This is a genomic window from Lichenicola sp. GTC18331, assembly GCF_055386855.1.
Genome location: NZ_AP045015.1, coordinates 1422949 through 1437462, shown reverse-complemented (window position 1 = coordinate 1437462; position 14514 = coordinate 1422949). Strand labels below are relative to the sequence as shown.

General features: G+C 67.9%; 16 protein-coding genes. 7 read left to right on the top strand and 9 right to left on the bottom strand.

Going from position 1 to position 14514, the window contains the following annotated elements; genetic code table 11:
- The first annotated feature begins 2 nt into the window (after positions 1 to 2).
- Positions 3 to 719, top strand: a complete 717-nt coding sequence (msrA, locus tag ACZ5BM_RS06670; protein ID WP_498910814.1) for a peptide-methionine (S)-S-oxide reductase — start codon at positions 3 to 5, stop codon at positions 717 to 719.
- On the opposite strand, the gene pspF is transcribed toward msrA, so the two are convergent.
- The gene (gene pspF, locus ACZ5BM_RS06665; RefSeq protein ID WP_498910812.1) at positions 677 to 1786 is read right to left on the bottom strand and encodes a phage shock protein operon transcriptional activator; all 1110 of its coding nucleotides are present in this window, start codon (positions 1784 to 1786) and stop codon (positions 677 to 679) included. The two genes, msrA and pspF, sit on opposite strands and share 43 nt — an antisense overlap.
- Before the next feature lie 194 nt (positions 1787 to 1980).
- Here pspF and pspA point away from each other — a divergent pair, with 194 nt between their 5' ends.
- Genes pspA through ACZ5BM_RS06645 form a run of 4 tightly spaced genes read left to right on the top strand, consistent with a single transcriptional unit; the run spans position 1981 to position 4492 of the window.
- Positions 1981 to 2691 (top strand): phage shock protein PspA, encoded by a 711-nt coding sequence (gene pspA, locus ACZ5BM_RS06660; RefSeq protein ID WP_498910810.1) that lies wholly within the window; start codon positions 1981 to 1983, stop codon positions 2689 to 2691.
- Positions 2692 to 2702: 11 nt separating this feature from the next.
- On the top strand, positions 2703 to 2984 hold the full coding sequence (locus ACZ5BM_RS06655) for a hypothetical protein (protein ID WP_498910808.1): 282 nt from the start codon (positions 2703 to 2705) through the stop codon (positions 2982 to 2984).
- A 12-nt stretch (positions 2985 to 2996) separates the two neighbouring features.
- Entirely contained in the window at positions 2997 to 3428 is a 432-nt protein-coding gene (locus tag ACZ5BM_RS06650; RefSeq protein ID WP_498910806.1) for a PspC domain-containing protein, read from the top strand.
- Positions 3429 to 3433: 5 nt separating this feature from the next.
- Positions 3434 to 4492 carry a DUF4097 family beta strand repeat-containing protein gene (locus ACZ5BM_RS06645; RefSeq protein ID WP_498910804.1) on the top strand — a complete coding sequence of 353 codons (1059 nt, stop codon included), beginning with the start codon at positions 3434 to 3436 and terminating at the stop codon, positions 4490 to 4492.
- A 75-nt stretch (positions 4493 to 4567) separates the two neighbouring features.
- On the opposite strand, the gene ACZ5BM_RS06640 is transcribed toward ACZ5BM_RS06645, so the two are convergent.
- Entirely contained in the window at positions 4568 to 4906 is a 339-nt protein-coding gene (locus ACZ5BM_RS06640) for a hypothetical protein (RefSeq protein WP_498910803.1), read from the bottom strand.
- Positions 4907 to 5045: 139 nt separating this feature from the next.
- A complete protein-coding gene (locus ACZ5BM_RS06635; RefSeq protein ID WP_498910801.1) occupies positions 5046 to 5681 on the bottom strand; it encodes a class I SAM-dependent methyltransferase in 636 nt (211 codons plus the stop codon).
- A 148-nt stretch (positions 5682 to 5829) separates the two neighbouring features.
- On the opposite strand from ACZ5BM_RS06635, the gene ACZ5BM_RS06630 reads away from it, so the two are divergent.
- Positions 5830 to 6306, top strand: coding sequence for a Spy/CpxP family protein refolding chaperone (locus tag ACZ5BM_RS06630; RefSeq protein WP_498910799.1), 477 nt, complete (start codon positions 5830 to 5832; stop codon positions 6304 to 6306).
- Positions 6307 to 6308: 2 nt separating this feature from the next.
- Here the strand turns inward: ACZ5BM_RS06630 and ACZ5BM_RS06625 are convergent, their stop codons facing one another.
- Complete coding sequence (locus tag ACZ5BM_RS06625) at positions 6309 to 6668, bottom strand: response regulator (protein ID WP_498910797.1); 360 nt, start codon at positions 6666 to 6668, stop codon at positions 6309 to 6311.
- 111 nt (positions 6669 to 6779) lie between these two features.
- On the opposite strand from ACZ5BM_RS06625, the gene ACZ5BM_RS06620 reads away from it, so the two are divergent.
- Positions 6780 to 7994, top strand: a complete 1215-nt coding sequence (locus ACZ5BM_RS06620; protein ID WP_498910795.1) for a hybrid sensor histidine kinase/response regulator — start codon at positions 6780 to 6782, stop codon at positions 7992 to 7994.
- On the opposite strand, the gene ACZ5BM_RS06615 is transcribed toward ACZ5BM_RS06620, so the two are convergent.
- From ACZ5BM_RS06615 to ACZ5BM_RS06595, 5 genes are all read right to left on the bottom strand, one after another.
- Entirely contained in the window at positions 7978 to 9078 is a 1101-nt protein-coding gene (locus tag ACZ5BM_RS06615; protein ID WP_498911533.1) for an AI-2E family transporter, read from the bottom strand. The genes ACZ5BM_RS06620 and ACZ5BM_RS06615 overlap by 17 nt on opposite strands.
- 248 nt (positions 9079 to 9326) lie before the next feature.
- Positions 9327 to 9566 carry an acyl carrier protein gene (locus ACZ5BM_RS06610; protein WP_498910793.1) on the bottom strand — a complete coding sequence of 80 codons (240 nt, stop codon included), beginning with the start codon at positions 9564 to 9566 and terminating at the stop codon, positions 9327 to 9329.
- 12 nt (positions 9567 to 9578) lie between these two features.
- The gene (locus ACZ5BM_RS06605) at positions 9579 to 11447 is read right to left on the bottom strand and encodes an HAD-IIIC family phosphatase (RefSeq protein WP_498910791.1); all 1869 of its coding nucleotides are present in this window, start codon (positions 11445 to 11447) and stop codon (positions 9579 to 9581) included.
- A gap of 31 nt (positions 11448 to 11478) precedes the next feature.
- A complete protein-coding gene (locus ACZ5BM_RS06600; RefSeq protein ID WP_498910789.1) occupies positions 11479 to 12639 on the bottom strand; it encodes a hypothetical protein in 1161 nt (386 codons plus the stop codon).
- A gap of 224 nt (positions 12640 to 12863) precedes the next feature.
- Complete coding sequence (locus ACZ5BM_RS06595) at positions 12864 to 14495, bottom strand: stimulus-sensing domain-containing protein (RefSeq protein WP_498911531.1); 1632 nt, start codon at positions 14493 to 14495, stop codon at positions 12864 to 12866.
- Positions 14496 to 14514 lie beyond the last annotated feature (19 nt).

Genomic DNA, 14514 nt, shown 5'->3' with positions numbered 1-14514 from the left:
CCATGACCCTTCGCAGTCTCGCCCTGTTCGCCGGCACCGTGCTCGGCGTCGCAGCACTCGCCCTGCCGGTTTTGCCGGTGATCCCCTCCGCCTTCGCCGAGGAAGCACCGCATCTGGTGCCGGCGCCGGCCCGGGCAATGCCGCAACAATCCGGCCTGCAGCAGCTCACCGTTTCGGGCGGCTGCTTCTGGGGCATCCAGGGCGTGTTCGAGCATGTGCGCGGCGTGCGCCAGGCGGTCTCCGGCTATACCGGCGGCAGCGCCGATACCGCGCAGTACGAGACCGTCAGCGGCGGCGATACCGGACACGCGGAATCGGTGCAGATCACCTACGATCCGTCCGTGGTAAGCGAAGCGACGCTTCTGCGCATCTTCTTCTCGGTGGCGCTCGATCCGACCATGCTGAACGCGCAGGGGCCGGATCGCGGCACCCAGTATCGCTCCGAGATCTGGTACGCCACCCCGGCGCAGGCGGAGGAAGCGCGCGCCTATATCGCCCAGCTCGACGCGTCGCACAGCTTTGATGCGCCGATCCGCACGCGCGTCGATCCGCTGCATGGCTTCTATCCGGCCGAGCGCTACCATCAGGACTACCTGACCCTGCACCCCGAGTCCGGCTACATCGTCTACAACGATCTGCCGAAGGTCGAGGCGCTGCAACGCTTGTTTCCGGCGAACTACGTGTCCGCGCCGGCCAGGGTGCTCGCTTCCGCCGACTGATCGCCGTCCGCACGCTCGCGTCCGGGCCGGTTCAGCAGGTTGTGCACCTTCAGATGATGCCTGAACTGGTAATAGGTCAGGCCGAGCGCCTTGGCGGCGTTGCGCTGGTTGAACCGGCTCCCTTCCAGCGCGTCGCGCAACAGGCGCTGCTCGAAATCCCTCGTCAGCGCCTCGAAATTCCCTGAAACCGGCGCCGGGGCGGCGGGGGCGGGCAGGGCCGTCGCCGTCGCCACGGGCGCCTCCGCCGGGCGCGCGGATGGGGAAAGCCCTGTTCGGAGCGACGGAAACGGGTCCAGCACAATGCGCGACAGCGGCTTGTTCGGGTTCTCCATCCGATACACGCTGCGCTCGATCACGTTGCGCAATTCGCGCACGTTGCCGGGCCAGTCATGAGACTTCAGAACCGCCATCGCCTCCGGCGCGAAGCCCGCGAACAATTCCCGCCCCAGCTCGCGCGTCATCCGCACGGCGAAATGCCCGGCCAGCAAAGGAATGTCCTCCTGCCGTTCGCGCATCGGCGGCACCGGCACCACGTCGAAGGCCAGACGATCCAGCAGGTCGGCGCGGAATGTCCCCGCCCGCACCAGAGACGGCAGATCGGCATGCGTCGCCGCCACCACGCGCACATCCACATGCTGCGGCTCGTTGCCGCCCACGCGCTCGAAAGTGCCGTATTCGATCACGCGCAGGAGCTTCTCCTGCACCGCCATGGAGGCGGTGGCGATCTCGTCCAGAAACAACGTCCCGCCATCAGCCAGCTCGAACCGGCCCGCGCGACGCCTGCTGGCGCCGGTGAACGACCCCGCCTCGTGCCCGAACAATTCGCTATCCAGCAGGGCGTCGCCGAGCACGGCGCAGTTCAGCTTGATGAAGGGCCGGTCCCAGCGCTGCGACAGAAAGGCCAGGCGGCTTGCCACCAGCTCCTTGCCGGTGCCACGCTCGCCGATCACCAGCACCGGCCGGTTCAGGGGCGCCGCGATCGAGATATGCGCCAGCATGGCGAGGAAGCTGGGCGCTTCGCCGATCGGCGTCGTGGTCTCGCTGTTCTGGCTGGGGGATCGCGCCAATGATTGGTCCTCCTGGCCATTCGGGGCCGGTGGTCCATCCTGCTGATCTCGCGTCCGTCCGGCAAGGGACGATCGAAACCCCAGGCGAATCAACCCTCTGGAGGCCCTGGCGACCACGACCACGCTCTGGCACGGAAGCTGCTCAGAGATGGCATCGAATACAGGAGCGGTCCCCGACCGAAGGAACCCAGGCCATGAGCATCTTTTCCCGCTTGTCCGACATCGTGAACGCCAACATCAACACGCTGGTCGCCCGCGCCGAGGACCCGCGCAAGATCATCCGCCTGATCATCCAGGAGATGGAGGATACGCTGGTCGAGGTGCGGTCCTCCGCGGTGCAGACCATCGCCGAGCGCAAGGAACTGGAACGCCGCATGGCCCAGCTCGCCCGTGACGAGGCGGAATGGGAGCGCAAGGCCGAGCTGGCGCTCACCCATAACCGCGAGGATCTGGCGCGCGGCGCGCTGCAGGCCCGCACCCATCTGGGCAAGACACGCGAAAGCCTGCGCACCCAGCACGAACAGATCGTCTCCGGCCTGGCGCAGCAGAACGACGACATCGCCAAGCTCCAGGCCAAGCTCGCCGACGCCAAATCGCGCGAACAGGCGCTGATGTCGCGCGCCTCGATCGCCAATTCCCGCGTGAAGCTGCGCGAGCGTCTTTATGACGAGCGCATCGGCGACGCGTTCGGACGCTTCGAGCAGGTGGAACGCAATCTGGACGCGCTGGAAGGTCGTGTGGAATCCTTCGACCTCGGCCGACGCACGCTGGAGCAGGAGATCGAGGGTCTCGAAGCCGACAGCGCCGTCGAAACCGAACTGGCCGCGATGCGGGCACGCCTGCGCAAGCGGGACGAGGCGCCGTCCGCCCCGGCCGTAGAAGGTCCCGAAACCCCCCGATCCTAAGGCGAACCGAAATGGACCCTGCAACCCTTGCCGTACTGGGCGGTAACCATTTCGTAGGCGATATCACCGGCCTGATCGCTGTTGTCTGTCCGTTTCTGTTGGCAGGCTGGATCATCAAGCTCCGCCACGAGCGCCGCATGCGCGAAGGCCAGACCGCCACGCTGGGCGTCGAGGAACGCCGCGCGCTGGACGAGATGAGCGCGCTCGCGCAGCGGATGGAACAGCGCGTGGAGAACCTGGAGCGCATTCTCGACAACGAGCTGTCCGGCTGGCGCAGCCGGATGCCGCGCTGAGGGAGGACGCGCATGAACGGCTTCGGCGAACCGCCGCGCCTCTGGCGGCACGATAACGGCGCCATCTTCGCCGGCGTCTGCGCCGGTCTGGCTGAGGATCTCGACCTGCCCCTGCCGCTGGTGCGTCTGGTGTCGGTGCTGTTCGTGGTGCTGCCCACCGGCCTCGCCTATCTGGCGCTCGGCGTGCTGCTGCGACGCCGCCCCGGCGCTGCCGCCGCCTTTGCGGAACGGGCCTTCACCGCCCGCAGCACCGGCCCGGTTCGTTCGGGTTCGCGCCCGGCTCCGCGTTCGGCCGCCGCCCCGTCCGCCCTGCCGCCCCGGCAGGAATGGGCGCTGCTGCAACATCGCCTCATGGCGCTGGAGCCTCGCATCACCCGTATCGAAGGCGTGGTGACGGCGGACGATTTCGAGCTGCAGCGCGATTTCCGGCGCATGGAGCCCTGAGCGCCATGCCCTGGTTCCCCATCACCGACCCGTCGCGCGCCGACGATATCCGCATGCGACGCAAGCGCGCCGTGATGCTGCTTGGGCTGATCGTGTGCGTGCCCTGGCTGATGTGGGGCAACCATGCCGAGCACAAGGCGAGCCGTCACAGGATCTCGGTGACCTTTCCCGACATCCCGGTGCCGCCCGTGCCCCTCGTACCCCCCGTACCCCCCGTGCCATCGGTCCCGCCGATGCCGCCCGTCGAAGGGCAGAGCCAGCGCTTCGCCGCCGCCGCCCTCACGATCGATCTTCCCTGCGCCGATTCCGTTTCGGTGCGGCAGGACGACTCCCTCAACGGCCAGACCGTGCTCACCGGCGATCAAAGCGCGCTGGATGCCGTGTCGATCCGCAATGGCGTTCTGACCGAACGGCGCGGCTGTTCCGCCGATACCGGTCTCGTGATCCGCACCGGCCGCACCACGCCGCTCACCCTGATCCAGTCCGGCGACAACGAAATCCATGTCGGCCATTTCGACGGTGCGGTGTCGCTGGTGGTCGAGGGCAGCGGCGACGTGCGCATCGACCATGCCGGCAGCCTCACGGTGCACGGCAACAGGAGCGGCGACGTGTCGGTGGGTTCGGTCAGCGGTCCCGTCACCGCGATCATGACCGGATCGGGCAATCTCGACATCGACGGCGGCACCGTGCCGCGTCTGGATGCGACCGTGCGCGGCAATGCCGATCTCGACATGGGCAACGTGCGGGTGCTGTCGGGCCAAGTGACGGTCACCGGCAGCGGCAACGTGACCCTTGCCTTCGCGCAAGGCGGCTTCGGCGCCGATCTGCGCGGCAGCGGCGATCTGTCGATCCGCAGCGTCGATCTGCAACATCTCGAGCTGAAGGCCTACGGATCGGGCGACGTCAAGATCGGGACGGGCCGGATCGCCTTGATGAACGTGGTCCGCTACGGCTCCGGCAATCTGTCCATCGACGCGGATATCGGCAGTGGCCGGCTCGATCACAGCGGCAGCGGCGACGTCGACATTCCGCATCGTGGGGATCTGCAGTCCACCCACGACTGATCGTCCATCTCCTGAACCAAGAAGGGGCGGAACCGCATCCACGGTTCCGCCCCTTTCCGTGTTCGAGCGTGACGCTCAGTGCCGCGGCTGGTCCGCGGCCGGCGTCGCGGGAGCAGCCGTGGCGGGTGCGGCGGCGGCGGCCGGCGGCGTCTTGCCGTCATTGGCGTGCTCGGCGCGATAGGCGGCGGCGTCCTGACGCTCCTTCTTGCGATACTTGTGACGCACGTACATGCCGGTGGCGCAGCCGCCGGCGGCGCCCAGAACGCCATGATGGGCCAGATGGCCGCCGACGGCGCCGGCCGCACCGTATTTCAGGCAGCCGCCCGGCTCGGCCAGGGCGGGCGCCGCCGGAAGCACGGCGGCACCCAGGAACAGGGCCAGCGCGGCGCGGGCGGTGGAGCGTTTCAACTGCATGATAAGCCTTCGCGTCTGATGATGGACCGCAAACGTCGCAAACCATGTCCGGCTGCATCGCTTGCGTAATAAAACACGAGGATGGAACGGGGAGATCGTGGCGAAGCGGCGGCGAAGCGGAGGTGTTTCCGTGAAGTCCTCAGCCCGGCAGCAAACGGAACAGCCGCGTCGGCCGCATGTCGCGATCCTCCAGCTCCAGGGAGGTCGGCACGTCGAAGGCGGCGATCGGCTCCAGACCGTCCGACGGCAGATAGGCGCGCCCCGGATCGGCCACCCACACCTCGGTCTCCCCGGCGAGACGGCGCAGCCAGGGCAGGATATGCCGCGTCATCGGCGCCTCGTAGCAGACGTCGCCGCACAGGATCAGATCCCACTCCGATGGCGCACCCACCACGTCGCGGCCGAGCGGCGAAACCGCCACCCCGTTCAGGGCCGCGTTCAGCTCGATCGCGGCGATCGCCATCGGGTCGATCTCGGCCGCGTCCACGGACGCAGCGCCCGACAGGGCGGCGGCGATCGCGGCGATGCCGCCGCCTGCCGCGAAATCCAGCACGCGCCTGCCGCGCACCAGCTCCGGCCGGTCCAGCAGATGACGGCTCAGCGCCTGCCCACCCGGCCAGGCGAAGGCCCAGAACGGCGGTTCCACCCCGCTGCGCTCCAGCCACGCCTCCGAGGCCTGCCAGATCGGCGTGATCTCGGTGGCCAGATGCAGCCGGATCTCCGGCACCAGGGGTGCGCTGGCGATGGCGGTGTGGGCGGCGATGAAATCCTGCATCGCGCCTATCTGCCCGAATGGCGTCCGACGCGCATCCCCCGGCATCCCGGGTTACGTTCGGTCACCACGAGGCGGGACATGCGGTTACGAAGCCGGGTCATGGTCCGGCCATGCCTCGTTCCGGGGCACCCTGCCGAATGGACATGCCATGCTCAAGACACCCACCCTCGCGGCCCTGTCGCTCGGCGCCATGCTCGCCGTGGCGACACTCGGCACCGCCCAGGCCGAGCCCGGCGCGGGCTTCTGGCGTCACGATCCGCTCTTCGCCGGCGTCACCCTGACCGATGCCCAGCAGCAGAAGATCGACGCGCTCCGGAAGGCCGACCGCCAGGCCAACAAGACCCTGTTCGAGCAGGTCCGCGCGATCAACAAGAAGATCGACGCCGCCCTGCTGGCGCCCGGCCCGGTGAGCGAGGCCAATCTTGCGCCGCTGGTGCAGCAGAAGGCGGCGCTGATGGCGCAGCTGGACAGCGCGCATCTCTCGCAGGAGATCGCCGCGCGCAACCTGCTGACCGACGACCAGATCGCCAGCGCCGCCAGCACCAAGGCCAAGTTGGATTCGCTTCGCGAGCAGGAACACGCGCTGCACGCCGCAGGCAGCGCGCCGGCGCCGTCCGGGAACTGATCTCAGTTCATCAGCGTCCGCGCGAGCTCCACCAGCTCGTGCGGACGATAGGGCTTCTGCAGCAGCGAGAAATTCAGCTCCGTGCGCCAGCTCTGCCGGAACACGTCGGGACGGCCGGACACGATCACCACGGGCAAAGCGGGCGCCTTCTCGCGGATGCGCTCGGCCAGGGCGCCCCCGTCCATCTGGCCGGGCATGTTGAAGTCCGTCACCAGCATGGTGAAATGCTTCGGGCGCTGGTCGAACAGATCCATCGCCTCCTGGCCGCTGGACGCACCCACCACATCGAAGCCCGCATCCCGCAGGCTCTCGCTCATGATCTCCCGGATCAGTTCCTCGTCTTCCACCAGAAGAATACACACGTCGCTTTGTCCCACCTCCCGCAGCCCGGGTTAACCCGGAGCCGGGGCTTTGGTTCGCCGCCGACCACGCCCCCCATGACGACGAACACGGGCTGTTGTAATGTCGGCACAATGACAGGAGCGAAAGACACCGTCGCGACGCCGGCCGAACCGGCGAACGAAAGGGCGCCCGTTCCGGTCCCGAAGCAGGCCGGCGGACCCGGAATCATCCGCAGCCCGGGGCTGGACGGCCATGGCGACGTGTTCTTCGCCGCCATGCAGCTCAGCCGGATGGCCATGTGCCTCACCGATCCAACCCTGCCGGACGAGCCGATCGTCTTCTGCAACCAGGCGTTCGAGGAGCTCACCGGCTATACCGCGACGGAGGCGGTGGGCCGCAATTGCCGTTTTCTCCAGGGCGCCGACACCGACCGCGCCGCGGTCTCCTCCATCCTCCCCCGTCTTCGGAACGGCGAGGACGTGCGGATTGAGGTAGTGAACTACCGCAAGGACGGCTCCGCCTTCTGGAACGAGCTGTCGATCTCGCCGATCCGCGACGAGGCCGGCGCCACGCGCTACCATTTCGCCAGCCAGACCGACGTCACCCGCAGGCGCGAAGCCGAAACCGTGCTGCGCCAGTCGCAGCGCATGGAAGCGCTGGGCGGCATGGCGGCCAGCGTCGCGCACGAGTTCAACAACCTGATGACCATCGTGCTGGCCAATCTGGAGCGCGCTGCGGACGGAGAGGATGCCGAACGGCGCCGCCGCCAGATCGACCGGGCGAGCTGGGGCGCCCAGCGCGCCGCCCGCCTCACCGGTCAGATGCTGCGCTTCGCCCGGCGCCAGTTCCACGACTCCGAGGTGATGGACGTGAACCGCACCATCGCCGATTGCGACGTGATCCTGGACCAGATGGCCGGCGAACAGGTCGCGGTGCATCTGGCCCTGGCCGGCGAGCCCTTGTTCGCCGCACTGGATGCCGGCCAGCTCGAGCTGGTGCTGCTGAACCTGGTGCGCAACGCGTCCGACGCGTCCGAGCCGGGCCAGGCGGTCCGCATCTCCACCGGCCTGATCGAACAGGACGGCGAGGCGGCGGTGGAGATCGCGGTGGCGGATGAAGGCAGCGGCATGCCGCCTCTGGTGCTGCGACGCGCGACCGAAGCCTTCTTCACCACCAAGGGGCCCGGCAAGGGCACCGGGCTCGGCCTGTCCATGGTGCGTCGCTTCGCGGAGCAATGCGGCGGACGCCTGCTGATCGACAGCCGGGAAGGCGAGGGCACCACCGTGCGCCTGCGCTTCCCCTGCCAGACGGCGCCGGTGGCGGACGAGACTACGCCGCCCGCTTGAACGGCAGGGCGGTCTGGATACGCCCCTTGCGCGGCGCGCCGCCGACGATGTGGCCGATCGCGGTCAGGCTTTCCACGTGGTCGCAGACGATCTTGAACACGGCCAGAAGCGGCACGCTCAGGAACGCGCCGGGAATCCCCCAGAGCCAATCCCAGAACAGCAGCGACGCCATCACCAGCACCGGATTCAGCGTGAACCGCTTGGCCAGCAGCATCGGCGTGATGGTCTCGCCTTCCAGCAGATGAATGGCGAAATAGATCGCCGGCGGCAGCAGCGCGTGCAGAGGCGAGGGGAAGGTGAACAGGCCCACGAAGAAATACACGATGATGCCGGTGAACGGGCCGATGATCGGAATGTAGTTCAGCAGGAACGCCAGCACCCCCCACAGCAGCGGGTTGGGCAGACCGAGCAGCCAGCACTGCACGAAGTTCAGCACGCCCACCAGCAGGTTCATCACCGTGATGGTGGCCAGATACAGAGACACGTTGCGCTCGATCTCGGACGCGATCTGCACCGTGCGGCGCTTGTCGGCGAAGGTCGGCATGATCTCCACGAAACGGCGGAGCAGACTGTCGCCCTCGTAGAGCAGGAAGAACAGCAGCAGCAGCATGGAGAAGAGCTGGCCGAGAAAGGCGCGCGTGCCGATCAGGATGCTCGATCCGACCGAGGTCAGGCCGGGACTGCCGGCCTGCTGCACGGTCAGGACGCGTCCACCGCCGCCGCCGCCGGTCTCGAACAGCCGGCCGATCTTGTCCATGCCGGTCTGGATGGCGTGGATCGGATGGTTCAGGAACGACAGCTTGTGCTGCAGCGCCGGCAGGCTTTCCGGCGCCTTGGAGATCCAGCCCGAGGCCGGCACGGAGATCGCCGCGCCGATCGCGCCCACCACGCCGAACAGAAGCCCGATCAGCAGCAGCGCCGCCAGCACCTTGGGGATGTGCAGCCGGTTGTGGAGGAACCGCATCGGCCCGCTGAGCAGCAGGTTCAGAACAGCGGCCAGAACGAAAGGCAGCACGATGTCGGAGGTGAAATACAGCGTGTAGAACACCGCCAGCACGGTCAGGATCAGAATGCAGACCGACATCAGGCTGAGGCCGCCGCTCTGCCGGTGCGCCAGCACGGAGGCCTGGGCCCTGATCTGTTCCGTGCGCGACGAGATCACGGGGTCGTCGCTGTTGATCGGGTCCATTCTGGTTCGTCGTCCGTTTCGCTGCGGCCGTGTAACGTCCGGCGACCGCGTTTGGTGACGTCGCCCCGGCGAAAAATCACTCCCGGCGCAACGATCGCGGCAACGATGGCACCGGGGGGTCGCAGGGGCGCGCGAGGGCGGTTCTAGACCTTGGCGCGGATCAGCGCCGCGAGATCGCCCACCGTCTTCAGCCCGTCCACCTCGCGCGAGCGCAGCCGGATGCCGAACCGCTCCTCCACCGCGACGATGATCGTCACCATCCGCACCGAATCCCAGCCTTCCACCTGATCCGCGCTCAGATCCGGCCTGAGCCGCATCGCGTCGTCGCCGAACACCTCGCGGAAGATCTCCGTGAGACGTCCATCGATCTCGTCATCCGTCATGCTGGCCTGTCCTTATCCGTTGCGCGCGTCGGCGATGGCGATGGTGTCGGGCGCGAAATCCCGTCCGGCAAGGGCGACATGCGCCGCGTGGCCGCCGCCCTCCTCGTCCGGAACGACGGTGAAGCCGAGCCCGGCATAATGCCCCGCGACCATGCCGTTCTTCGCCGTGGGCCGATAGCGCCCCGTCACGGTCTCCGCGCCACGTTCCCGCGCCGCATCGGCCACGACCTGCATGCAGGCCCGCTCCACGTCGCGTCCGAGCACGCGGCAGCTCATCAGCCAATCCTCGATCCGGCAGACCGTGCCCTCCAGACGGGCGACGATCACGGCGACGATGCCGTTGTCGCCGAACCGGTCGGTCAAACGGAACTGGAGCGCGATCGCCACCGGATCGTCGATCAGCCGCGCCAACTCGGCGTCCGTGTGCCGTCGCGTGGCGAGGTTGAACTGGTTGGTCTTGTTCACCAGCTGGGCGATCCGGCCGAGACCGATGCGATCGAACGGACTCCACACCAGACGCATCTCCAGATCGCGCAGATAGGCGCCGAGATCGGATCGTTCGGAACGCAGTGCGTCGCGGGCCTGGTTCGCCTGATACTGGGCGGTGCGGGCCGCATCCTCGCCGGTCAGCGACAGCGCCTCGAAATAGCCCGCATCGGCCAGAAGCCCCGGCACCAGGGCCGGTTCGTCGTCCGGGACCTCCGGTACGCTCACCTCTGGCAAGGCGCTGCGCACAAGATTGCGCTCGAACGGGTTGTCGTCGAGCAGCACCAGACTGTCGAGGCCGATGTTCAGCATCGCGGCGATCCGGCGCAGACTGGCGGCCTTGTCGTCCCAGTTGGCGACGAAGGCGGCGATGTCGCTCCGGCGCAGCAGCATCTCCGGATGGCGCTCGAACGCAGACAACGCGTTGTTCTCGTCGTTCTTGGAACACACGGCGAGAAGAATGCCGCGTTCCGCAAGGCGCTTGGCATGACGCTGCACGGACAGGAACGCCTCGCCCTCGGCGCTGCCCTGGCCGACCACGATGCCGTCCAGCCCGTCATCGCCGATCACCCCGCCCCAGAGCGTGTTGTCCAGGTCCAGGACCAGGCATTTGGCCGACCGGCCCTGCTGGGCTGCGAGCAGACGGCCCACCAGATCGCCATACACCGGCGCCGCGACCGGACGCACCTCCTGCTTGGCGCGATGCCACAGAACCGGGTCGCACCAGTCCCGCAACCCGTCCCGGGCGGCGCGCTGGTCCACCGACACCAGATGCACGCCGGCCGAGATCGCTTCGTCGCGCAGGGCCGCGTTGATGCGTTCCGCCGCCCCGGCCGGAGACCCGGCATGGCGGTGCTCGTTGCTGCCCAGCAGCGCCGGCTCGGTCGGCAGAACGGTCTGCTGCAGAACCGTCGCGTTCCAGTGCGTCCGCGCCAGCGCCCAACATCGGCGCATCAGCGCGATCGCGTCCTCCGGCGAACGGCCGGCCAGATGCGGCATGTCGAACGCGAACAGCACCGTACCCGGCGCGAAGGCGTGCAGGGCGGAACCGGTCTCCTCCAGCTCCTGCTGATACTGGCCGTACTCGCCCTGGAACAGCTGTAACCAGATGTTCCGCCTAAGGGCCGCGACGCGCAGCCCGGCGGCGAGATGGGTGGCGGTGGAGGACGACAGCAGCGCCAGACGCACCGGACGGGTCGGCAGCCCCTCCGGCGGAGCCGAGGCGAAATGACGCAGCAACAACCGGTCCAGACGCTCGGTCTTCAGGAAATCCAGGCGCAGATTGGCAAGCGACACCAGCGCCGGCCACGCCACCCGGTCCTGCGCTTCCAGCACCTTGATCCGATCGGGGAACGACCCCGCCTCGGGGAGCCAGTCGAGTTCGGGCTTCGTCATTCGGCTTCTCCCCGCCTGCCGGTCGACCCGATCAAACGGAACCGGCGATCTGGAACGCGGCCGCCGCGCGACGGCACAGCAGCAGCCAGTGATCCGGATCGAAATGCTGAGGATCGCCGTGCGGATTGGCCGAGTAGCCGCGCAGCACCCCGGGCGCCACCCATTCCACACTGCCGGCCGGCCGGTCCGGCACGCAGCGCGTCACCCAGAACAGCTTGTTCGGCGCATGGCGGTTCAGCGCCTGGCTGAGCGCTAAAATTTCGGCCGGATCGGCATGGTCCGTATCCTTGCGGACCCAGATCTTCTCGCCGTCTTCCAGATCCTCGACGATCTTGCGGGACAGAAACCGCAGCTTGGTCTCGTTGTCGCGGATCACGTCCGCCTCGGCGTGCTCCGGCGGCCCCCGGAAGGTGTGGAAGCTATACTGGTAGCGGTTGTCGGCCAGATAGAATTCGTGAACCCGCTCGGGCTCTTCCGGCGGCCGGATGCGCATCCAGATCGTTTCCGTCGCGGTGATCGTGCCCGGTTCGCCCAGCCTGCGGAAATCGCTGTCCAGCAGATCCAGCAGATTGCCGGAATGGCGGACCCCGGCGAAGTTCAGCAGGCCGATCCGGTTGATGCCGAAATGCCGCTGCACGAAGCCGAACTCGCAATCGTTCCCCAGGCTTTCGAACCCGCCGAGCAGGGCGGCCGGATCGTCCGGCAGTGCCGCGGTCGCGGCCGGTGCGCCGAGATCGAGAGCGCAGCCGGCCAGCTCCAGATGGTGCGGTCGCGCCTGCGCGCAGGCGACGGGATCGAACGCGAGGCTCAGGATCGCCCGATCCCCCTGCAGCGCCTCGCCGGGGATCTCGAACGCCAGCCCGGTCGGCGCGTCGCCCCGCTCGCTCAGGGCATGGCGGCCCAGCACCCAGCCATCGACCAACACGGTCAGTACGCCGGCCGGATCGGTGTCGCGAAGCCGCAGGGACAGCCGCGCCCGCTGCGGCCTGTAAGGCAGATCGAACGCGATCTCCGCCACCGCCCCGGTTGCGAACACGCGCATCGGCGCCGCCCCGTCCGTGACGCGCGCGGCGGCGAAATTCGGCGTCGCGGTTCTGCGCCGCCAGCCTTGTCCGAGCGCCGCGACCGTCTCCGCGGTGAACGGATCGAGCCGCAGCGTGGTCGGCAGGCAGCCCATCCGTCCCGTCGTCATGTCCGAATTCCGTGCTGCAAAGCGTCCTTGCTTGCCGAGTCATAGAACATATCGGAAGCGGTCGGAACCACGCTGTTGTATGTCAGAAAGAGACCTTCTTTTTCTGAAGAAAAAGAAGCAAAAAGACTTCTATCCGTTAGCGCTGAGTAACGGATATTATAATATCTAACATCCAGAAGTTCTTTGGTTCTTTCTTCCAAGAAAGAACACCTCATCTCTTTCCGTCACGAAGCCCGCGGCAACCTGACCACGAAGCGCGCCCCGATCACGCCCCCATCCGCGCCGATCCGGTTCTCCGCCGCGATCGAGCCGCGCAGCGCTTCCACGATCTGCCGGCTGATCGACAGCCCCAGACCGGAATGGGTGCCGAAATTCTCCGCCGCCGGACGCTCGGAATAGAAACGCTCGAAGATGCCGTCGAGCTTGGCGGCCGGAATGCCGGGCCCCTCGTCGGACACGGCGATCTCGACGATGGTTGCCGTGCCGGACGCTTCCAGAACGATGCGTCCATTCGGCGGCGAGAACGAGACCGCATTGCCGATCAGGTTGCGCAGCACCTGCACCAGACGGTCCTCCACCGCCAGACACAGCAGAGGCCGCTCCGACGGCGCCGCGTCCACGCTCAGAAGCGGATCGCCGTCCTTGCGCGTGGTCTGGTTGATCTCCGCCAGCACGTTCAGGATCGGCAGCACCTCCACAGGCTCCGTCACCGAACGCGACAGCTCGGCATCGATCCGGCTCGCGTCGGAGATGTCGGTGATCAGGCGGTCCAGACGGCGCACGTCGTCGTTGATGATCGCCAGCAGACGCCGCTGCTGCGCTACGTCCTCGATCCGCATCAGCGTCTCGATCGCCGATCGGATCGAGGAGAGCGGATTCTTGATCTCGTGACTCACATCGGCGGCGAAACGCTCGATCGCGTCCATGCGCGCCCACAGCGCCCGAGCACTTTCCTCCAGCGCCTGCGCCAGCTCGCCCAGCTCGTCCTTGCGGCACAGAAGCTGGCGCGGCACCGAGCCGGTGCGGCCGATCGTCTCGCGCATCACATGCGCCGACGCCGCCAGACGCAGCAAAGGCCGGGCGATGGTCTGCGACAGATACCAGGACAGCAGGACGGTGATCGCCAGCGCCACCAGGAACAGCACGAGGATGGACGAGCGCACCGCGAACAGGGAGCGGTCCACCTCGCGCGCTTCCCGGGTCAGCTGGATGATGCCCACCGTCTGCCCGTCATGCGCCACGGGCTCGGCCACTGTCACCAGCAGCAGCCCGTTGGCGGTGCGCCGGATGAAGGGCGGCGTCTCGCTGCTGTCGTTGTCGCGCAGGCGAAGCTGCTCGCGCACCTCCGGCTGGGCGTTGGGATCGGCATTGGCCGCCATCGTCGCCAGACGGCGATGCGGCAGAAGCAGCAGCAGGCGGTCGTAGAGCCGCTCCAGACCGCTGCGGAAACTCAGCACGGGCGTGCCGTCGCCGCCATCGGCGGCCGGCTGCACGTCGGGACGGCTGTCGGCGATCTGCTGCCCGTCCGGCGCGAACAAACGGGCCTGCGCGCTGGGGGAGGGCTCGGTCAGACGCAGCAGAAGCGGACGGGCGAGGGCGGCGGACAGATCCACCGCATTGTCCGCGTCGGCGCTGCCCGAATGGGCGCGATGCGGCCGGTGCGCCGCGGTCACGGCGGACTGGCCCAGCGCGCCGGCATAGATGCGCGCCTGCTCGCGCAGCGCACTCACCTCGGCTTCCAGCAGGCTGTTCTGGAACTGGTTCAGATACAGCAGCGTGGCCACCAGCAGCGCCAGCGGCACCACGTTCACCAGCAGGATGCGCCGCATCATCGGCGACACCCAGCGCCGGTACATGCGCCCGAGCGAAACCGCG